20 protein-coding genes are annotated in these 18,510 nt (G+C 66.1%); 8 read left to right on the top strand and 12 right to left on the bottom strand.

Annotated features, from left to right (window positions below):
• Window positions 1-54: 54 nt before the first annotated feature.
• From ACQPXH_RS00765 to ACQPXH_RS00795, 7 genes are read right to left on the bottom strand one after another with little or no spacing between them, the layout of a single operon-like run.
• Window positions 55-435, bottom strand: a complete 381-nt coding sequence (locus ACQPXH_RS00765; protein WP_433600436.1) for a DUF5313 family protein — start codon at window positions 433-435, stop codon at window positions 55-57.
• A gap of 44 nt (window positions 436-479) precedes the next feature.
• Window positions 480-938 carry an SRPBCC family protein gene (locus ACQPXH_RS00770; RefSeq protein ID WP_433600437.1) on the bottom strand — a complete coding sequence of 153 codons (459 nt, stop codon included), beginning with the start codon at window positions 936-938 and terminating at the stop codon, window positions 480-482.
• A 57-nt stretch (window positions 939-995) separates the two neighbouring features.
• Entirely contained in the window at window positions 996-1,925 is a 930-nt protein-coding gene (locus ACQPXH_RS00775) for a copper resistance D family protein (protein WP_433603682.1), read from the bottom strand.
• Window positions 1,926-1,947: 22 nt separating this feature from the next.
• A complete protein-coding gene (locus ACQPXH_RS00780; RefSeq protein ID WP_433600438.1) occupies window positions 1,948-2,505 on the bottom strand; it encodes a copper resistance CopC family protein in 558 nt (185 codons plus the stop codon).
• The gene (locus ACQPXH_RS00785) at window positions 2,502-3,158 is read right to left on the bottom strand and encodes a YcnI family copper-binding membrane protein (RefSeq protein ID WP_433600439.1); all 657 of its coding nucleotides are present in this window, start codon (window positions 3,156-3,158) and stop codon (window positions 2,502-2,504) included. Before ACQPXH_RS00785 ends, ACQPXH_RS00780 begins: the two co-directional genes overlap by 4 nt.
• Window positions 3,159-3,200: 42 nt before the next feature.
• Window positions 3,201-3,740, bottom strand: a complete 540-nt coding sequence (locus tag ACQPXH_RS00790) for a hypothetical protein (protein WP_433600440.1) — start codon at window positions 3,738-3,740, stop codon at window positions 3,201-3,203.
• Between the two features lie 8 nt (window positions 3,741-3,748).
• The gene (locus ACQPXH_RS00795) at window positions 3,749-4,399 is read right to left on the bottom strand and encodes a DUF6474 family protein (protein WP_433600441.1); all 651 of its coding nucleotides are present in this window, start codon (window positions 4,397-4,399) and stop codon (window positions 3,749-3,751) included.
• A 389-nt stretch (window positions 4,400-4,788) separates the two neighbouring features.
• On the opposite strand from ACQPXH_RS00795, the gene ACQPXH_RS00800 reads away from it, so the two are divergent.
• The 4 genes from ACQPXH_RS00800 (at window position 4,789) to ACQPXH_RS00815 (ending at window position 10,114) form a co-directional block, all read left to right on the top strand.
• Complete coding sequence (locus ACQPXH_RS00800; RefSeq protein ID WP_433603683.1) at window positions 4,789-6,462, top strand: TM0106 family RecB-like putative nuclease; 1,674 nt, start codon at window positions 4,789-4,791, stop codon at window positions 6,460-6,462.
• Between the two features lie 21 nt (window positions 6,463-6,483).
• The gene (gene htpG / locus ACQPXH_RS00805) at window positions 6,484-8,472 is read left to right on the top strand and encodes a molecular chaperone HtpG (protein WP_433600442.1); all 1,989 of its coding nucleotides are present in this window, start codon (window positions 6,484-6,486) and stop codon (window positions 8,470-8,472) included.
• Window positions 8,473-8,721: 249 nt separating this feature from the next.
• Window positions 8,722-9,204, top strand: coding sequence for an N-acetyltransferase family protein (locus ACQPXH_RS00810; protein ID WP_433600443.1), 483 nt, complete (start codon window positions 8,722-8,724; stop codon window positions 9,202-9,204).
• A 91-nt stretch (window positions 9,205-9,295) separates the two neighbouring features.
• Window positions 9,296-10,114 (top strand): class I SAM-dependent methyltransferase, encoded by an 819-nt coding sequence (locus tag ACQPXH_RS00815; protein ID WP_433600444.1) that lies wholly within the window; start codon window positions 9,296-9,298, stop codon window positions 10,112-10,114.
• Between the two features lie 78 nt (window positions 10,115-10,192).
• Here ACQPXH_RS00815 and ACQPXH_RS00820 read toward each other — a convergent pair whose 3' ends face one another.
• The gene (locus ACQPXH_RS00820; RefSeq protein ID WP_063044096.1) at window positions 10,193-10,960 is read right to left on the bottom strand and encodes an SDR family NAD(P)-dependent oxidoreductase; all 768 of its coding nucleotides are present in this window, start codon (window positions 10,958-10,960) and stop codon (window positions 10,193-10,195) included.
• Between the two features lie 176 nt (window positions 10,961-11,136).
• Between ACQPXH_RS00820 and ACQPXH_RS00825 the strand changes: the two genes are divergently transcribed.
• On the top strand, window positions 11,137-12,021 hold the full coding sequence (locus ACQPXH_RS00825) for an SDR family NAD(P)-dependent oxidoreductase (RefSeq protein WP_433600445.1): 885 nt from the start codon (window positions 11,137-11,139) through the stop codon (window positions 12,019-12,021).
• Window positions 12,022-12,057: 36 nt separating this feature from the next.
• Window positions 12,058-12,732, top strand: a complete 675-nt coding sequence (locus ACQPXH_RS00830) for a TetR/AcrR family transcriptional regulator (RefSeq protein WP_433600446.1) — start codon at window positions 12,058-12,060, stop codon at window positions 12,730-12,732.
• Between the two features lie 631 nt (window positions 12,733-13,363).
• Here the strand turns inward: ACQPXH_RS00830 and ACQPXH_RS00835 are convergent.
• The 3 genes from ACQPXH_RS00835 to ACQPXH_RS00845 form a co-directional block, all read right to left on the bottom strand.
• A complete protein-coding gene (locus ACQPXH_RS00835; RefSeq protein ID WP_433600447.1) occupies window positions 13,364-14,080 on the bottom strand; it encodes a TMEM165/GDT1 family protein in 717 nt (238 codons plus the stop codon).
• A gap of 458 nt (window positions 14,081-14,538) precedes the next feature.
• Entirely contained in the window at window positions 14,539-15,066 is a 528-nt protein-coding gene (locus ACQPXH_RS00840; protein WP_433600448.1) for a peptidase, read from the bottom strand.
• A gap of 169 nt (window positions 15,067-15,235) precedes the next feature.
• On the bottom strand, window positions 15,236-15,859 hold the full coding sequence (locus tag ACQPXH_RS00845; RefSeq protein WP_433603684.1) for a superoxide dismutase: 624 nt from the start codon (window positions 15,857-15,859) through the stop codon (window positions 15,236-15,238).
• A 284-nt stretch (window positions 15,860-16,143) separates the two neighbouring features.
• On the opposite strand from ACQPXH_RS00845, the gene msrA reads away from it, so the two are divergent.
• Window positions 16,144-16,851, top strand: coding sequence for a peptide-methionine (S)-S-oxide reductase MsrA (msrA, locus tag ACQPXH_RS00850; protein ID WP_433603685.1), 708 nt, complete (start codon window positions 16,144-16,146; stop codon window positions 16,849-16,851).
• A gap of 49 nt (window positions 16,852-16,900) precedes the next feature.
• Here the strand turns inward: msrA and ACQPXH_RS00855 are convergent, their stop codons facing one another.
• Complete coding sequence (locus ACQPXH_RS00855; protein ID WP_433600449.1) at window positions 16,901-17,512, bottom strand: hypothetical protein; 612 nt, start codon at window positions 17,510-17,512, stop codon at window positions 16,901-16,903.
• 617 nt (window positions 17,513-18,129) lie between these two features.
• Between ACQPXH_RS00855 and ACQPXH_RS00860 the strand changes: the two genes are divergently transcribed.
• A complete protein-coding gene (locus ACQPXH_RS00860; protein ID WP_433600450.1) occupies window positions 18,130-18,501 on the top strand; it encodes a rhodanese-like domain-containing protein in 372 nt (123 codons plus the stop codon).
• The last annotated feature ends 9 nt before the right edge of the window (window positions 18,502-18,510 follow it).

The raw sequence follows: 18,510 nt of genomic DNA on the forward strand, positions 1-18,510 counted from the left end.
CTATGCCCGTGAGATGCGTCACGGCCAGATTCGGCGCATTTTCGGCAGCCGGATTCAAGCGCGACCGTGGCGGCGTTCATAGGCCAGCCGTTCGGTCTCCGCGCGCTTCCTGGACGTGGCGTCGGCCAGCGCCGGATCCAAGCCGTGCTTGACCAGACGCGCCCTGCGATACACGTACATCAGCGCTGCGGTGAAATAGATCAGCGGCAGATACAGCAGGGCCATCATCGCCAAACCCATCCATTTCGGTCCGGGTACCAGCAGGAACAGGCTCAGCACCGGAATCATCGGAATGAGGAAGCGCATCAGGTAGCGCCGTGCCGCACCGGGGCCGGTGAGATCCTCGAACACCCACGCCGACATCGACTCCGGCAGCGTGCGCCCGCAGATGTAGGCGATGCGCTGCGGGAATGTCGGTGTCGTGCGGTCGGCCATAGTGCACAGCATCCTCCGACCGGCCCGGCCGAGACAAGTTCTGGCTAGCCCTGCCTGCTGGTGTGGAATTCGGCGATCTGGGTGGTCAGGTTGTGCGTGGCGTGTTTGACGGCGAGCTTGACGAACGGCTCGATGGTCTTGCCGAGCACCTTGCCCGCGATTCCACCCGGCACGCGATAGTCGACGATCGCGTCGACCGTGCAGCTATCGGTGCCCTTGGCGTGGAACAGGAAGGTGGATTCGATTTCGAAGCCCTTGATCGACTTCACCGCGATCGCGTAGTTCTCTTCCCACCGCACGACCCGCAGGCGCGAATGCAGCGCGGCCGGACCGAGTTTGATGGTGCCGTCGAAGGTCGCGCCGACGCCCTCGACCTGTTCGGTGATCGGCGTGAAGTCCTGGACCTCGGTGATGAAACGCGACAGATTCCGGTAGTCGTTGACGTACGCGAAGGCTGTTTCGGCCGATGCCACACAGTCTTCGACGATCTTCACCTCGGTCATGGCACAACTGTAACGGGTTGCTAACAGCCCGGCCGCAGGTGCTTGCATTTGCAAGCGTCAGGCGGTGACCGCCAGGGTCGCGGCCAGTCCGAAGGCCACGGCCATCACTGCCACCTCGATGATCGCGCGCCGCAGTGAGGATTCGGCGGGCATCCGATGTCCCGTCGCCTGCGGTACCCAGGTCCGTCGCCACCACCAGCCGAGCGCCACCAACCCAACCAGCACAAGGGTTTTGGCGAGCAGAATGCGTCCGTAGCCGGTCGTCACGAACGGGGCGATCCCGCCGACCCGCACCAACCCGTTGACCAGGCCGGTGACCGTGACGATGCCGACCAGCGGCAGCGCCACCGCCGAATACCGGGGCAGCGTCACCGCCCACTCACCGCGGGTGCGCACCACCAGCGCCAGCGCGACCAGCAGGCCGAACCAGGACGCCGCCGCCAGTGCGTGTACGGCCGCGAGCACCGAGCCGAACGGCTGCTGCGACATATGCCCGGTGATCGGCCGCAGCGCGAGGGCCACCGCCGCGAAGACCAGCACCAGATCGGTCGACGCGGTCTCCGGCCGCCGGAACGCCATCGCCGCATAGCAGGCGACCGCACCGCTGCCGATCAGTACCGCGATGCCGACCTGACCGCCGCTGATCTCGACCAGGAAATTGCCGAACCGCCTTGCGCTGAGCTTGCCGATGGGTACGCCGACGACGGCGGCCGCCTCGAAGACGAGCACCGTGAATTCGGTGATACACCAAAGTCCGGCCAGTACCGCGAGCGTCCGCCACGGTGGCCGGAGTCGATCGTGCAGTCGGGGCAATGCGGCCAATCCGAGCACCGTGGCCCCGGTGCAGTCCGCCAGCACCCGGATGACGCTCTCGGTTTGCGCGGGAGACGGGACAGCCAGGATCAGCGCGAGTGCCACCCCGAGCAGCCCGGCCGGGACGACCAGCAGCAGCGCTTGCGCATTTCCGCCGCCGGTCGTCCGCTGCACCTTGTTCACCCGTGTGCTCTTCTCACCGCTGCGATTTGCGGCTCCTGCCACCGTACAGGGCGAATGCCAGACCACCACCGAACAGGACGACCGCGCCGATGATGAAGACCCACAGCGGAATTCCGCCGGAATCATCGGCGCTGCCACCGGAGTTGTGTCGGCTGTCGGCCTTTGGGCCGGGCGTACCGTTGCCCGCCTCGGTGAGGGTGAAGGTCCGCTCGCCCTTGACCGGATGACCATCGGCGGAGGTGACCCGGTACCCGATCTTGTAAACGCCGGTCGGGCCGAGTTCGCCGACCGCGACGCTCACCGTCGGGCCGTCCACCTTCGGATCGCCCTTGGACCACAGATTCCCGTCCGGACCCACCACGGTGAGTGCCGGAAAGCTTTCCTGCAGTGGCTCGTTGAAGGTGATGCTCACCCGCTCCGGACCGGTTTCGATGCTCGCGCCGTCGGCGGGCACGCTGCTGACCGGCGTCGAATGGGCCGATGCCGCTCCGGCCGCGAACGCGCCCACGCTCAGCAGGAGCAGGCCCGCGACCAGCCCGGCGACCGTGCGACGCATGGCGACGCCACTCATGCCCGGCGTCCGCGGATCACATTGCCCAGACCGAGCGCCACGCCGAGCAGGCCGAGCGCGAGACCGATGCCGCCGAGCCAGCGCGCGGTGTTGTCGGTGCCCTTCGACTTCTCCGCGGCGGCCGAACTGCCGACGTGGTGGTCGTCATGGCCGTCGCCGGAGGCCGCCGCGAGGGCGAGCATCGGTGCCGGATGCTCGGGTTCGGAACCGTCCGAGCCCATCGGCTGATCCCACTTGACGATCTTGCCGTCGCTGTAGGTCTGGGTGGCCGGGAAGCTGACCTCGGCCTGGGTCGGCAGCGGGCCGACCGAGAGGACGAAGCGCTGGAACTGGCCGGGACGCACACCGGGTGTGCCGGGATCGGCGGTCCAGGTGACCGAGGTGGCCTCGGCCTTGTCATTGCGGTCGACCTTGGAGCTCCAACCCGGGATGGGCTCGGTGCGGGCGCTCTCGAGGTTGGGCAGGACGACGGTGAGCGCCGTGGTGTTCGCGGTCTCCGATTCGGTCGGGACCTTGAAGGTGATCACCGAGTAATCGCCCTGTGTCGCACCGGGTGCGTCGGCGGTGACGTGTGCGGCGGCGGTGCCGCCCGCGAGGAGAACGAAACCGGCGGCGGCGACCGCCGTGCAGGCGCGCGTGATCTGCGTACGCATGGTTGAAGTGCTTTCTGTCCGAAGGGGTTTGGGTGTGGCGGGTCAGGCCGACACCGGTGGCGCGCGCGGACCGATCGCGCCGTTCGGATGAAAGCGGTAGTGCCGCAGAATCGGATCGGACCAACGGAGCGGGCGGCTGACCGCCAGCGGTGATCGGGCTGGGGAAACGGCGCGAATGACGCTGGACGCCAACGCATAGAGCCGCTCGGCCAGCAGGATCAGTGCGGCGCAGCTGAGTGTCGCGATCAAATGCGCCGACAACATCCAGCCCGTGGGCAGATATGGGTCGAGTTGCGGTACGGCAGTGTGGCTGTGGCTGTGGTCGATCAGCCCGGACAGCACCGCATGTCCGACGAACTGTCCGAGCGCGAGCGGACCGAGCACGGCCCAATGCCCGATGGTGCCCGGGTGCAGCCGTCCTGCGGCCCAACCCGTCAATGCCGAAACAAGCAGCAGCAGTGCGGATTCGGCCGAATCCGGAAATCCGCCACCGGCCGCACCGTGCGCGGCGATGGCGAGCGCGCCGACCATGCCGCCGACCAGACAGCCACGCGGGCTGCCGGAGGCCTGGTCGGGAGACATCGAATGGATCAGCTGACGCCGAGGCGCGCCAAGATGTCGGCCTCGATACCGGACAGCTCGCTCGAGATCGACGCGTGTACGGCGCGACGACGCGGTGCGGGCATCTGCTCCGCGGTCCGAATCGCGGCGGTCAGATTGCCGAGTCGATCCTGCGTGGCGGTGACGAATTTCTGGGTCTCACCCTTGCCCGCCTTGTCGCCGGACTGCGCGCCGATTTTGTCGAGGGCGGCTTCGGTGTTGGAGATCCGCGCCTGCAGCCGACCGCCGTGGCCGCTGAAATCACCGAGCTGTTCGACGCCGATGCCCAGCTGATGTGCCCGGCGGGTATCAATCCGGCCGCGGATGTAGGTCGCGGCGCGATAGGCCAGCGGTGCGAGTACGGGCACGAGCACCCGGGCGACACCGAGGTACTTGCGGACCTGGCTCGCGGTGAACGGATCCCGCTCGGCCTTGGCGGCTACCTTCAGTGCGGCCTTCTCCTCGGCCTGCAAGGTGGCGATCTGCGCCTTGGCGACCTTGGCCTGGGTGTGGGCCTCCGCGCGGCGAGCCTTGCGGTCGTTCCTGGCGCCGAGTTTCGCCTCCATGGCCGCCTTGTGCTTGAGGGCCTTCGCCTCGGCCCTGCGGCTCGGCCGCCGCTTGCGCTTCGTGAACAACCCCATCGAGGCCCTCCGTCATGCTGGTTCGCTGTGACATTCTGCCGCGCCTGCGGCGCGGCGTGTTCGCGGCCCCCAGTGTCTCGCGTCCGAGCCGTCGAGACTCGCGACTTCGTCGCATGCGCTTCGACGACTCGGACGCGAGACGGGCCGCGAACATCGCTCGTAAGACTCGCTCCGAGCGGGGTTGGCCTGGCATCGAATCACTTGTTGCTCGACTACCGATTCATACCATGAGACCGCTGCGTGTACGACGCAACTTCGTGTCATGCGGTCACAGAGTTGTCAGGGGTCTGGACCATACTGCGTATGTGGATTCGGGCAGTGGTGACCGCGACGGTCGCAATCACGAAGGCGTAGCTGATGAGCGGCAGGCCGGGGTGAGTGCTGCGTCGATGCCCGCCGAGCCGAGCGCATTCGTCGATGCCAGGGCATTGATCGGGTGTCGGCACCGATTGCATTTGAATGCCGCGCATCCGAACCTGCTGACCGGGGTGGTCGAGGATGCCGGGGTCCGTCAGCGCCGGGAGGCCGCTACCGCGCATCGCACCCGGGTGCGTGCGGCGCTGATCGCCGCGGATCCGGACAACTGGGTGGTGATCGATCCGACGCTGCGTGCGGGGGAGCGGGCCACGGCCACCATGCGCGCGTGTGCCGAAGGCGCACAACACATCTGGGGCGGACTGCTGCCGCAGGAACCGGATACCGGCCGCCGCGGCGGTTCGGAGATCCTGCTGCTCGATCGCGATCGTGGCGGCTACATCCCGGTCGTCGTGGTCAATCACAAGGTCACCGATCCGCGCCAGCCCGAACCGGCCGATTTCCACCCGACCACCTCGGATCTTTATCACTGGGATCCGCAACCTGATCCGCATCGCAAACTGCGCCAGCAGCCCCGCGATCAACAGCGGCTCGCACATCTGTACCGCATGCTGCAGCGGCATGGTCTGGCCAGTCCGGCGCTGGTCGGCGGCGTGATCGGCTACGACTTCGACCGCATCCTGGTACACGATCTCGGCCCGCTGCTCGCCGATTACGACCGGCGCTATGCCGATCGAATCGCGGTGGTGCGCGGGGAATTGCCGACGGTTCCGTCGAAGGTGCCCGAATGCCGCCAGTGCCCGTGGTGGACGCGCAAGGCGCCCACCGATGAGACGCAGGTCGCGGGTCACAGCTGCGAGGGCTGGCTGACCGAGCATCGGGACGTGAGCCTGGTCGCGCCCGGTTCCCGCGCGGAGATACTGCGCGGACACGGCGTCCAGACGATCGACGATCTGGCCGCCTGGGTGGGCGACGATCCGGAGGACTGGCAGCACGGCCCGTTCGACGAGGCCGTGGTGACCGCCCGCGCCTGGCTCGCTGGTGCGCCGCTGGTGCGCCGGGTCGGCCGGGTCTGGGTGCGCCGGGCCGATGTCGAGGTGGATGTCGATCTGGAGAGCTTCCAGGAGTACGGCGCATACCTGTGGGGCACGCTGCTCGACGGCGTGTACCGCCCGTTCGTCACCTGGGATCCGTTGCCCACCGAGGACGAGGGCCGCTCCTTCGGCGAATTCTGGACCTGGCTGATGACAGTGCGCGCCGAGGCCGTCGCGGCCGGGAAAACCTTTGCCGCCTACTGCTATTCGCGCACGGCCGAGGACAAGTGGCTCTACGAATCGGCGCGCCGTTTCGCGGGTAAGCCCGGCGTGCCGACGGTCGATCAGGTGCGCGCCTTCGTCGACGGACCGCAGTGGGTGGATATGTTCCAGGCCGTCTCCGATCAATTCATCTGCCCGAACGGCAAGGGGCTCAAGAAGATCGCGCCGGTGGCCGGGTTCTCCTGGCGCGATCCCGAGGCCGGGGGCGAGGCGTCGATGAGCTGGTATCGGCTGGCCGTCGGCTACGAGGGCGAACCCGAGCTGAGTCAACGCACCCGGCTGCTCGAGTACAACGAGGACGATGTGCGGGCAACCATGGTGTTGCGCGAATGGATGCATCCCCGGCCCACACGGGCGGATGATCCCCACCGCGCCGACATCGAGGTGCCCGGCTTGGCCGACTTCGGGCAGATGTCGGCGGATGTCGGATAGGCGCAGCGGTACCATCGCGACGTGACAGAGCACGTCGAACAACTCGAGTTCCAGGCAGAAACCCATCAGCTGCTCGAGCTGATGATCCACTCGGTCTACTCCAACAAGGACACGTTCCTGCGGGAGCTGATCTCGAACGCCTCCGACGCGCTGGACAAGCTGCGGCTGGAGTCCTTCCGCGATAAGGATCTGCACGTCGACACCGCCGATCTACATATCGAGCTGGAGGTCGACAAGGACAACCGGATCCTGACCGTCAGGGATAACGGCATCGGCATGTCCCGCGCCGAAGTGGTCGATCTGATCGGCACACTGGCCAAATCAGGCACCGCGGAGCTGCGCAAGAAACTGAACGAAACGAAATCCGAGGCCGCCGCGGAGGAGCTGATCGGCCAGTTCGGCATCGGCTTCTATTCGACCTTCATGGTCGCCGACAAGGTCACCCTCACCACCCGCAAGGCGGGCGAGACCGAGGGCACCCGCTGGGAGTCGGCCGCGGGCAGCTCGACCTACACCATCGAAACCCTCGACGAGGCCCCGCAGGGCACCGCCGTATCGCTGCATCTCGAGACCCCCGACGAGGAGGATCACCTCTTCGATTACACGCTGGAGACGAAGCTCCGCGAGATCGTCAAGAAGTACTCGGACTTCATCGCCTGGCCGATCCGCATGCAGGTCGAGCGGACCGTCACAGTGGGTGACGGCGCCGGAGCGGAGCCTGCGGAGCGACCCGAAGAGACCGAGAAGACCGAGAAGACGATTCTCGAGGAGCAGACCCTCAATTCCATGAAGGCGCTGTGGACCCGCCCGAAGAGCGAGGTCAGCGACGAGGAGTACAAGGAGTTCTACAAGCACGTCAGCCACGGCTGGGACGATCCGCTGGAGATCATCCCGATGAAGGCCGAGGGCACCTTCGAGTACCAAGCACTGCTGTTCATTCCCTCGCACGCGCCGTTCGACCTGTTCACCCGCGAGCACAAGCGCGGTGTCCAGCTCTACGTCAAGCGGGTGTTCATCATGGACAACTGCGAAGAGCTCATGCCGGAATACCTGCGCTTCGTCAAGGGTGTGGTAGACGCGCAGGACCTGTCGCTCAATGTCTCCCGCGAGATCCTGCAGCAGGACCGGCAGATCCAGATGATCCGCAAGCGCCTGGTGAAGAAGGTGCTCTCGACGGTCAAGGAACTGCAGGGTGCGGAGGATCAGGAGAAATACCAGACGTTCTGGAAGGAGTTCGGGCGCGTCCTCAAGGAGGGTCTGCTCTCGGACTTCGACAACCGCGAGACGCTGCTGCAGGTCTCCTCCTTCGGCTCGACCAACTCCGAGGAAGAGCTGACCTCCCTCGCGGCCTACGTCGAGCGGATGCAGGACGGTCAGGACGCCATCTACTACATGACCGGCGAGACCCGGCAGCAAGTCGAAAGCTCTCCGCACATGGAGGCCTTCAAGGCCAAGGGTCGCGAGGTGCTGATCCTGACCGATCCGGTCGACGAGATGTGGGTCGGTTCGGTCACCGAATTCGACGGGAAGCCGTTGCAGTCCATCGCCAAGGGCGAGGTCGATCTGGAGACCGAGGAGGAGAAGAAGGCCACCGAATCGCTGCGTGAACAGCAGGACAAGGACTTCGCCGAACTGCTCGCCTGGCTCGGCAAGAACCTGGACAACGTGAAGGAGGTGCGCCTGACCAACCGGCTCACCACCTCGCCGGCCTGCCTCGTCGGTGATGTCTTCGACTTCACCCCGATGCTGGAGCGCATGTACCGCGCCTCCGGTCAGCTGGTGCCCGAGTCCAAGCGGATCCTCGAGCTCAACCCGACCCACCCGCTGGTCACCGGTCTGCGCGACGCCTACGACACCCGCCGGGACGACGCCGACGCGGGCAAGGTTCCCGAACTCACCGAGACCGCCGAATTGCTCTACGGCACAGCGGTTCTCGCCGAGGGCGGCGAACTGAAGGATCCGGCCCGCTTCGCCCAGATCCTCACCGAGCGCCTGACCCGCACGCTCTGAAGGTCGACCCGCCAAGAATGGCGGACACATCACCAGTGAGCGGCTCACATTGGTTCCATCCAACCTGTGTGAGCCGCTCACCAGGTCTGCGACGACCCGCAAGGTTGTCGAACAAGACAACTGATTTCCGTGGCACATGGGTAACTCATCGGGGACGGCTGAGCCCCGCACCGATTCACCGCTGGGCGCCAACGCGACTATCGTGGCACTTGATCCGGCTTGAATACGCGGGGAGGCGGGCTAGCTGACATGCCGAATGCGAACGGGCCGGTCATCCGGGCCGCACGTGCCGATGACTACGACGCCATCGCCACCGTCATCGATGACTGGTGGGGACGCTCGGTGTTACCGCACCTGCCCAGGTTGTTCGTCGATCATTTCTACCGAACCAGCCTGGTCGCCGAGGTCCCCGGCGCCGGATGGCGGGAGCCGACCGAATGGCTGGCCGGATTCCTGATCGGCTTCCTCTCGCCGTCGGAATCCGATGAGGCCTACATCCACTTCGTCGGCGTCGACCCGCAGTCTCGCAAGAGCGGCCTCGCGCGCGAGCTGTACGAGCGGTTCTTCGCGATCGCCAGGGCCGATGACCGACACATCGTGAAGGCGATCACCGCGCCCGGCAATGACGCGTCGATCGGCTTCCACCGGCATCTGGGCTTCACCGTCGCCGGGCCGGTGCGTGATTACAACGGGCCGGGCCATCACCTGATCACCTTCGAACGCAAGATCTGATCCGCTTGGCGCACAACGTGATCGGCCGGAGTTGGTAGGTTCCGGGGGTGCTGCCCGGTTAGCCTTGGACGGTCGAAAGGATCGTCAGCTGATGTCTGGTAACCCGCTTGCCGCCGCCGAGCCGTGGGATCTCGTCGCGGACGGATATGCCGAATTCGGACCCGCGATCATGGCGCCCTTCTCCGTTCGCGCACTAGAACTGGCCGGTCTTTCCGCCGAATCACATGTGCTCGATGTCGCGGCCGGGCCGGGCACGCTGAGTCTGCCCGCCGCCGAACGAGTGGCACAGGTATCGGCCATCGACTTCTCCGAGCCGATGATCCAGCGACTCGCCGGGGATGCCGGCGCAGCTGGGCTGACCAATATCGAAACGCGGGTGGGGGACGGGCAGGCGCTGCCGTTCGACGACGACAGCTTCGACGCCGGTTTCTCGATGTTCGGGCTGATGTTCTTCCCGGATCGGGCAAAGGGCTTCGCGGAATTGTTCCGGGTACTGCGTCCCGGTGCCACCGCCGTGGTGTCGAGTTGGGCGCCGGTGGCCGAATCGACGCTCATGCGAATGATGTTCGGCGCCTTCGCCGCCGCCGATCCGACCATCTCCGAACCCCAGCCCAACTTCCTCAACCTGGAAAATCCCGAGGTCTTCGCGACCGAGATGCGTACCGCGGGCTTCGCCGGGGTGAGCATCCAACGCCATACCAGCACGATCGCTTTCGCCGACTCCGACGAGATGTGGGAGACCATGGTGCGCAGCAGCGCCCCACTGCTGCTGATGCGCCGCACGGTCGGGGAGCAGGTGTGGGCCGAACGCGTCGCCTTGATGCGCGCCTACCTCGCCGTCAACTACCGCCCGAACAAACCCCTGTCCACCACGGCATTCCTCGGCATCGGCCACAAACCGACCCTCTGACAGCCGAAAACGCCCCGCCATCCAGTGGATGACAGGGCGCAGTTGCCTTGCGACGCAGGCTATTAGCGACGCAGGCTATTAGCGGGGAGCCATCCGCAGGGCGCCGTCCATGCGGATGGTCTCGCCGTTGAGGTAGTCGTGCTCGACGATGTACTGCGACAGCTGCGCGTACTCGTCCGGGCGGCCCAGGCGCGACGGGAACGGCACACCGGCCTCGAGGCCCTTGCGGTACTCCTCGGTGACACCGGCGAGCATCGGGGTGTCGATGATGCCGGGGGCGATGGTGTTCACCCGGATGCCGAACTGGGCCAGGTCACGCGCGGCCGGGACGGTCATGCCGTGCACGCCGCCCTTGGAGGCCGAGTACGCGATCTGGCCGATCTGGCCTTCGAAGGCGGCGACCGAGGCGGTGTTGATGATCACGCCGCGCTGCCCGTATTCGTCGACGGTGTCGGTCTTGGCGATCGCGTCGGCGGCCAGGCGCATCACATTGAAGGTGCCGAGCAGGTTGACGGTGATGACGGTGCGGAACAGTTCCAGATCGTGCGGGCCGTTCTTGGACAGGATGCGTCCGGCCCAGCCGACACCGGCGCAGTTGACCACGATGCGCAGCGGCGCACCGGAATCGACGACCTGCGCGACGGCGGCGGCGACCTCGTCGTTGCTGGTGACGTCGGCGGGGATGAGGGTGACGCCGTCGGGCACGTTGTCCCCGGCGCGCTCGATGGATTGGGGTACGTCGAGTCCGAAGACGGTTGCGCCCAGATCGGCGAAACGCTTGGCAGTGGCGGCGCCGAGGCCGGATGCGCCTCCGGTGATGATGGCGGCGGAACCCGAAATCTCCACGATGGTCCTCTCGTTCGTGACAGCCGGTTGGCCCTTCGTCAATTGCACCCTAACCGGTGCCGTATGAGAGGCCGATCACGGCTCCCTCGCACCCGATGCCCGCCCTACATAGCACTGTCGGATAAACGGAAAATTATTTGCGAACATATATGTTCGCGGCTGGTATCGTCGCAGCTATGCAGCATCGCCTGTTTTCCGCCGTGCCCGTAGCCGGGCGCCGGATTCTGATCACCGGCGCGGCGCGCGGGATCGGCGCCGCGCTGGCGCGGCAGTTGCACGCGAAAGGGGCGAAGGTAGCGCTGCTCGGGCTGGAGGCGGATCTGCTCGCGGAGGTGGCGCACGAATGCGGGGACGCGCCGTGGCGCTATTGCGATATCGCCGATCACCGGCAGGTGGAGCGGGTGGTGAGCACGCTGGTCACCGAACTCGGCGGGCTGGATGTGGTGGTGGCCAATGCCGGGATCGCCAAACAATTGCCGCTGCTGGGCGGGGATCCGACGGTCATGGAGGAGACGCTGGCGGTCAATGTGCTCGGCGTCTACTACACGCTGCGTGCCGCTGGACCGCACATCTGTCATCCGGCCGGGTATGCGCTGGTCATCTCTTCGCTGGCGGCCGCGGTGAATCTGCCGCTGGTCGGGGCATACAGCGCGTCGAAGGCCGGGGTGGAGGCACTCGGCAATACATTGCGGCACGAGGTCAGGCACACCGGCGCGAAGGTCGGGGTCGCGTATTTCGCCGAACTCGATACCGATATGACCGCGCGCGGCTTCGGCACCGCCGCGGCGCGGGCCATTCTCGGCCGGTCGACGGTGTCGGGAGTCGCACCGCTCGGACCCGCGATCGATGTGGTCGAGCGCGCCATCGCCCGGCGCAAACGTCAGGTGGTATCGCCGTGGTGGGTGGCAGTGGCGCTGCCGTTCCGGCCGATCGCCCAGCGGGTCATCGATATCGCGTTGCGGCGCGGGGTGGCGCGGGCGTTGGAGATCGCGCGCACCGAACAGGCACCCTTCACCACAGACCAACCGGCCCGACCCCGCAAAATGGAGCGACCGGCGTAGCCGGATATCGCCCGCCCGACCCCTCGGAGCCACTGAATGACCGAATCCGCAAGCAGCGCACGCCAACTCCCACGGGGGCGTCACGGCCTGCCGCGGGAGGAGGTGATCGCCTCGCAGCGCGAGCGGATCCTGAGCGCGATGGCCGAGGCCATGGTCGAGAACGGATACGTCGGGACCTCGGTCGCGGTCATCCTGAAGCGGGCCGGGGTTTCGCGGGAGACCTTCTACGAGCAATTCCGTTCCAAGGAGGATTGTTTCGAAGCCGCCCACGAGCGGGCCGTCGAACTGCTGATCGCGAATATCGCGAATGCGATGAGCGGTGATCCGCGGGATGCCGCCGACCCGGCCGATCCCGATCGGATGGGCCGCATCCTCGAGGCCTACTTCGACGGGCTCATCGCCGAGCCCGCATACGCCCGCCTCTACCTCGTCGAGGTCTACGCGGTGGGTTCGAAGGCGGTCGCCCGCCGCGCTCAATTGCAGGAATCATTCGTCGCCATGATCGCCGACGTCCTCGACGCCCGCACCGACCAACAGCGCTTCGCCTGCCAAACCCTCGCCGCCGCCGTCAGCGCCATGGTCACCGCCCGCATAGCCGTCGACGACCTCCCCGGCCTCCGAGCACTGCGCCAACCCCTACTCGACCTGGTGCGCCGCAGCGGTGATCTGTACGGCGAGGCGATGCTGCGTCGGTCGGAAGTACGCGCCTGAGCGGCAGCAGGACGACGGTGCACGGTTGGCCCACTTGCGGCGCTCGGCGGCGTGTGGCTCGGGCCGATGATGTCCAAGGGCAAGCGAGTCGAGACCGCTAGCCCAAAGCGTGACCGAGTGCATCTGTCGGCTTCTGGTGCCGGGTCGTTCGGGACGTGTGCCGAACTGCGCGGTAGCGGTGGTCTGGACGGCGAGGCGATGCTGCGTCGGTCGGAAGTACGCGCCTGAGCGGCAGCAGGACGACGGTGCACGGTTGGCCCACTCGACGGCATGCGGTTCGGGCCGATGACGTCCATGGGCGAGCGAGTCGAGACCGCCTAGCCCAGGGCGTGACCGTTGAGTGCATCTGTCGGCTTCTGGTGCCGGGTCGTTCGGGACGTATGCCGAGCTGCGCGGTAGCGGTGGTCTGGACGGCGAGGCGATGCTGCGTCGGTCGGAAGTACGGGCCTAGCTGCAGCGGACTGACCGATACGAGCGGCGCTCGGCGGCATGCAGCCTGGGCCGATGATGTCCCAAGGCAAGCAGCGTGGACACCGCTTGCCTGGATGTCGATCCGCTTCGGCGCGGTGCCGTGCCTGACACTTCTCCTATAAGGGCTGGCTGCCTGTGGCCGAGTAGCCGCAGTGCCCGGTCAGCGCATCTCTTCGGCGGGCTCGGCCAGCGGGGTGCGTTCTGAAATTCGGTGTGCGCGCCGCGATCGAATCAGCAGGGCAACGCCTGCGGTGGCGGGGGCGAGGGTGGCGAGTGCGCCGCCGGTGAGTATGCCTAGGTCGGGGCGGGCGGCGGCGAGCAGGCTCGCGGTGCCGAAGTAGAGGAACAGCAGGCCGGAACAGATGCCGATGACATGTTCCGGGAGATGTTTGCCGACCAGGATGCCTGCGGCGATGGCGAGCGCGTCGGCGGCGACCATGCCGATGGTGGAGCCGATCCAGACGCCGATCCAGCTGTTGTCGGTGGCCAGGGCCGCGGTGGCGAACATGGTCCGGTCGCCGAGTTCGGCGAGCAGGAAGGCCGAGAGAACCACGAGGAACGGCGCGGTCGTCGAACGCGGCGGCTTGGGTTCGGCCTGGGCATCATCGCTGCCGAAATGTTCGCGCAGGGTCCACAGGCCGACGGCCAGGAAGGTGAGCGCGGCAACCAGTGCGATTGCCCGGGTGGACAGCGCGGCACCGACGAAATAGCCGACACCGACCGAGATCAGATGCACCGCCGCACTCGCGCTCGCAATGCCGCCGAGCACCACCCACCAGCGGTAGCGCAGCGCGAACGTCAATGCCATCAGCTGGGACTTGTCACCCAACTCGGCGAGAAAGACGATTCCGACGCTGAGCGATATCGTCGCGATCATGTGGTCTGCACTCCCGGGCTCCGGCCTGCCGGCCGGGAGATCGGGTTACGCCTCCGGCCGACAACGAAATGGTTGTCTCGGCCGAAGGTCTCGCCCACCGGATCTATACCGGTTCACGCGGCCGGGTCCGCGCCCTCGTGGGCGGCGGACCAGTATGTCGACAGCGCGATTGCGGGCTACTCCCCTTCGCTGTCGTCGACTGTACCCCCGCAGCCATACTCACGCCAAGCCGTTGTAATCGAAATTTCAATGCGCACAATAAGTTTGGTGATCCAACTATCGAGTTTCGGGTGTCCTGACTGATCCGGCAGCACACGCTTATCCAGAAGTGAGCTAGCCCTTGGCAATCAGCGCACACCGGTCGCGACCTGCTACCTGGGTTTGCTCAGCACCGGACAGCTCGACCCGAGGATGCCGTCCGATTGCATCGGCTCGCTCGGCGCAGCGGGCTGATGGGTTCACGCGGCCAGGAGCATGGCCAGCACCGCGGTATCCGGATCGCTGATCGGATCCAGTCCGACCCGGCTCACCAAAGAGGTGACGGTGCCGTCGGATTCGGCCTCCGCCCACGCGGCCCGATGCTCCAATCCCAGATGCGGAACGCCGGGCAGGAGCACACAGCCCGATGCCACGCCGACGCATTCCGGCAGCGACGGCCGGGTTTCCGAGGGCGGGTGCAACATCAACAGCGCCGGCGGCACATGATCGGCGAACCGGCCGGGTTCCAGTGCCTGGTCGCCGAGCACCGGTCCCTCGGCAAGGACCAGCCCGACGGTGCCCGGCGCCGGATCGTCCGGTAGCTCCTCGCGCACACCGAAGACGGTCGAGGTGGTCAGCAGGCCCGGATACGAGGCCACCCGCACGGCGAGCACGAGTACCTGCGCCCATTCGTTGGTGGTGTCGGGCCAACGTCCGGAGATGACGAATCCCCGCAGCGATCCGCGGGCCTGGAACGGCGTGATGCCGATGGGTCCGTTCGTATGCATGATGCCTCCCGTGATCGAACCGGGGGCGGCTTTGCCCGTCTTCGAACTGTGGATTCTCGAGGATGCGCCAAAACTCAGTTGGCACACAAGTACCAAAGAGTGCTAATCGGACACGACGAACGCAACGAGCCCGCGAACCGGTCGGTTCGCGGGCTCGCAGGTGGAAAGCTCAGCCGAAGATGAGGCCCTTGGCCTGGCCGACGGCGCGCGCAAAGCGCTCCTGCACGTCCTCCCAATTGACGACGTTCCAGAACGCGGTCACGTAGTCCGCCTTGACGTTCTTGTACTGCAGGTAGAAGGCGTGCTCCCACATGTCGACCTGCAGCAGCGGGATGATGCCCGGCGGCACGTTGGCCTGCTGGTCGTAGAGCTGGAAGGTCAGCAGCTTCTGGCCGAGGGTGTCATAGCCGAGCACCGCCCAGCCGGAGCCCTGCAGGCCGTTGGCCGCTGCGGTGAACTGCGCGCGGAACTTGTCGAACGAACCGAACTGGTCGTCGATCGCGGCGGCCAGCTCGCCGGTCGGCTTGTCACCACCGTTGGGGGAGAGGTTCTTCCACCAGATCGAGTGGTTGATGTGCCCGCCCAGGTGGAAGGCCAGGTTCTTCTCGTTCAGGAAGATCGCGCCATGGTCGCCCGCCTCGCGTGCGGCCTCGAGCTTCTCCAGCGCGGTGTTGACGCCGGCGACATAGGCAGCGTGGTGCTTGGAATGATGAATCTCGTTGATCTGCCCGGAGATATGGGGCTCCAGGGCGCTGTAGTCATAATCCAGATCTGGCAACGTGTACTCAGCCACGATGTCCCTTCCTAATGTCGGGCCGGGTGCGCCCGCCGTCTCGAACGCACTCAACCATCATTCGTACACCCGCTCGTTTGCAACCGCGCCCCTCGCCCCCACATTCCGCCGGGGCAACCCGCGCAGTGCGCTGGACAACTGACGGTACGACTGATTTCGTGAATACATGGGTAACTCGGCCGGGCACGTCCGAAAGTCGGCTGGGCACCCCACGCAGGACCTGAGATTCAGGCCGTGCGGCACTCGACTCGTGGGCCTGAATCGCGGAGAGGCGGATGAGCACCATGTCCTGGTACGACGAACTAGTCGGACGGGTCCGTCTTCCCGAGCCGGTGATGGTTACGCCGGAGCAAGCGCTGCCCGGTAGTCCCGACCCGATACCGGTCCGGGATATCCATTATGTGAACGGTCGGCCGATCCATCCGCCGTTCCCGGAGGGTCTGCAGGTCGCGGTGGTGGCCATGGGCTGTTTCTGGGGTGCGGAACAGGAGTTCTGGCAACTCGACGGTGTCTTCACGACCGCGGTCGGGTACGTCGGGGGCTATACCCGCAACCCGACCTACGAAGAGGTCTGCAGTGGGCGCACCGGCCATGCCGAGGCGGTGCTGATCGTCTTCGATCCGAACGTCATCGACTACGCCGGTGTGCTGCGCCAATTCTGGGAGAACCATGATCCGACGCAGGGCATGCGGCAGGGCAACGATCGCGGCACCCAGTACCGCTCGGCGCTCTTCACCGTCGACGCGGCGCAGGCGCGGCTCGCACACAGCACCGCGCAGACCTTCGGTGAGCGCCTCGCTGTAGCGGGCTACGGCGAGATCACCACGCAGATCACCGAACTGCCGGGACAGGGCGGCACGGATCCGCTGCGGGCGCTGCCCGAGTTCTTCTACGCCGAGAGCTACCACCAGCAGTATCTGGCCAAGAACCCCGGCGGCTACTGCCCCGTGCACGCCACCGGCGTCAGCTGTCCGGTCGGACTGGGTGCCTGAAAACAGAACCGCACACCCGATGACCGGGTGTGCGGTTCGAGGTGCCTGACTACAGTTGCGGCACGATTCCGGCGCGCAGGGTCCGCGGATCGCCCGCGTCATGCGCTTTCCACCAGCGCACCCCGCCCGCGATGAACTCTTTCAGCGGGATTTCGGCGCCATCGGCATCGCGAATCGTCATGTCGTCGAACCACACCCGCACATCGAGTTCGCGCGGGTCGATGCCCTCCTCCTGGGAGAACTCGATGACGTGGGTGGTGGCGTGGGAGTCGATCCGGGTGTCGAAGCTGAGCAGTTCACTCCAGTGCACCCAGCCGCTTTCGTCCACGTCGATGAATTCCCAGCCGTGCAGCCGGCCGCCGCCGAAGCTGCGGATGGCCGCGTCCAGTTTGTCCAGTTGTAGCGGCAGCACCCTGGCCGCCACGTCGTCCCACTCCTGAACGCGCAGTGAGGCCGCGACTCGACCGACACCGGTGAATGTCAACTTCACGCGATAGTCCTCGGGCGCGGGGCCCTCGGCCGGAAGCGTCAGAACTTCCAGGTCGAGGCTCAGTTGCGCGTTCGCTGTATCGACCTCCACGCCTAGGCATGTGGCCTCGGAGAGTGCTGTGTTGAGTGCCGTTGTTTCCATTCCGTCGAGTAGCCCCCTGCTCACGTTCATGCGTCCAGGCTACCGACAGCACCTGCGGGAACCCGGTATTTCAGTTATTCGCTGGTGTTCTGGTTTTTTGGGGAACCGATCCGCGACCGGCGGCGTCCAAGAAGATATCGGGACCCGCACAGCCTCAGGTCCCGAAGCGGCGGCGAATGACCGCTCCGGGATGGCAAGGAGGGGAGTCTCGGATCGGTCGTTCGTACCGCGACCTGCAATAGCAAATCTCTCGGGATCGCCCGTTTGATCCGGTTTCGGCGCATCAGTCCTTGTAGATCGACAGCTGCCGGATAGTCGATGTCCGTGATCGGTGTGCTGTCAGATAGCTGCGCCTGTGGATCAAGCTGTGGATTATGTGGATAACTTTGACCGACATATGCACAACCGAGATATGCACAACCGAGATATGCACAACCGAGATATGCACAACCGAGATATGCACAACCGAGATATGCACAACCGAGATATGCACAAGCGGCCCCGGAGCGGGGCATCGGACAGGATCCAGAAGCACAGAACATACCCGAGGTAACGTACCGATGTCGAGGCCGTGAAGTGCCTGTGGGTCAGCGGCATAGCGGGGCCGGAACTCCCCGGTGGTGGGCCACCCATGGCAGGATCGAAGCGTGACGAGCCCCGAAGTGTCGTCGGTGCCGGTGGAAGCCGTACCGGACGAATTCGACAAGACCGAGCGTGTCGCGGCGGACGCCCCGGCGGCGATTCTGCTCGACGTGCGCGAGGACGACGAATGGCAGCTCGGACATGCGCCCGGGGCGATCCACATTCCGATGGCAGACGTGCCCGCCCGCGTCGACGAGCTGGACTACGACGCCCAGCTATATGTGATCTGCCGCCAGGGCGGCCGCTCCATCGAGGTGGTCAAGTACCTGGCGCACATCGGATACGACGCGGTCGATGTCAGCGGTGGCATGGTGGCATGGCAGCGGGTGGGTCGACCATTGGTCGCGGACGGCGATCACGAGGCGAAGATCTACTGAGGAAAGAGA

It is taken from the genome of Nocardia sp. CA-135953 (assembly GCF_050955735.1).
GTDB lineage: Bacteria > Actinomycetota > Actinomycetes > Mycobacteriales > Mycobacteriaceae > Nocardia.

Excerpts from the sequence above, each read along its gene's own strand:
- ACQPXH_RS00790 (WP_433600440.1), bottom strand. The coding sequence starts at position 3,740 with ATGTCTCCCGACCAGGCCTCCGGCAGCCCGCGTGGCTGTCTGGTCGGC.
- ACQPXH_RS00795 (WP_433600441.1), bottom strand. The coding sequence starts at position 4,399 with ATGGGGTTGTTCACGAAGCGCAAGCGGCGGCCGAGCCGCAGGGCCGAG.
- ACQPXH_RS00765 (WP_433600436.1), bottom strand. The coding sequence starts at position 435 with ATGGCCGACCGCACGACACCGACATTCCCGCAGCGCATCGCCTACATC.
- ACQPXH_RS00780 (WP_433600438.1), bottom strand. The coding sequence starts at position 2,505 with ATGAGTGGCGTCGCCATGCGTCGCACGGTCGCCGGGCTGGTCGCGGGC.
- ACQPXH_RS00810 (WP_433600443.1), top strand. The coding sequence starts at position 8,722 with ATGCCGAATGCGAACGGGCCGGTCATCCGGGCCGCACGTGCCGATGAC.
- ACQPXH_RS00825 (WP_433600445.1), top strand. The coding sequence starts at position 11,137 with ATGCAGCATCGCCTGTTTTCCGCCGTGCCCGTAGCCGGGCGCCGGATT.
- ACQPXH_RS00855 (WP_433600449.1), bottom strand. The coding sequence starts at position 17,512 with ATGAACGTGAGCAGGGGGCTACTCGACGGAATGGAAACAACGGCACTC.
- ACQPXH_RS00830 (WP_433600446.1), top strand. The coding sequence starts at position 12,058 with ATGACCGAATCCGCAAGCAGCGCACGCCAACTCCCACGGGGGCGTCAC.
- msrA (WP_433603685.1), top strand. The coding sequence starts at position 16,144 with ATGTCCTGGTACGACGAACTAGTCGGACGGGTCCGTCTTCCCGAGCCG.
- ACQPXH_RS00770 (WP_433600437.1), bottom strand. The coding sequence starts at position 938 with ATGACCGAGGTGAAGATCGTCGAAGACTGTGTGGCATCGGCCGAAACA.
- ACQPXH_RS00800 (WP_433603683.1), top strand. The coding sequence starts at position 4,789 with ATGCCCGCCGAGCCGAGCGCATTCGTCGATGCCAGGGCATTGATCGGG.
- ACQPXH_RS00835 (WP_433600447.1), bottom strand. The coding sequence starts at position 14,080 with ATGATCGCGACGATATCGCTCAGCGTCGGAATCGTCTTTCTCGCCGAG.
- ACQPXH_RS00785 (WP_433600439.1), bottom strand. The coding sequence starts at position 3,158 with ATGCGTACGCAGATCACGCGCGCCTGCACGGCGGTCGCCGCCGCCGGT.
- ACQPXH_RS00815 (WP_433600444.1), top strand. The coding sequence starts at position 9,296 with ATGTCTGGTAACCCGCTTGCCGCCGCCGAGCCGTGGGATCTCGTCGCG.
- ACQPXH_RS00840 (WP_433600448.1), bottom strand. The coding sequence starts at position 15,066 with ATGCATACGAACGGACCCATCGGCATCACGCCGTTCCAGGCCCGCGGA.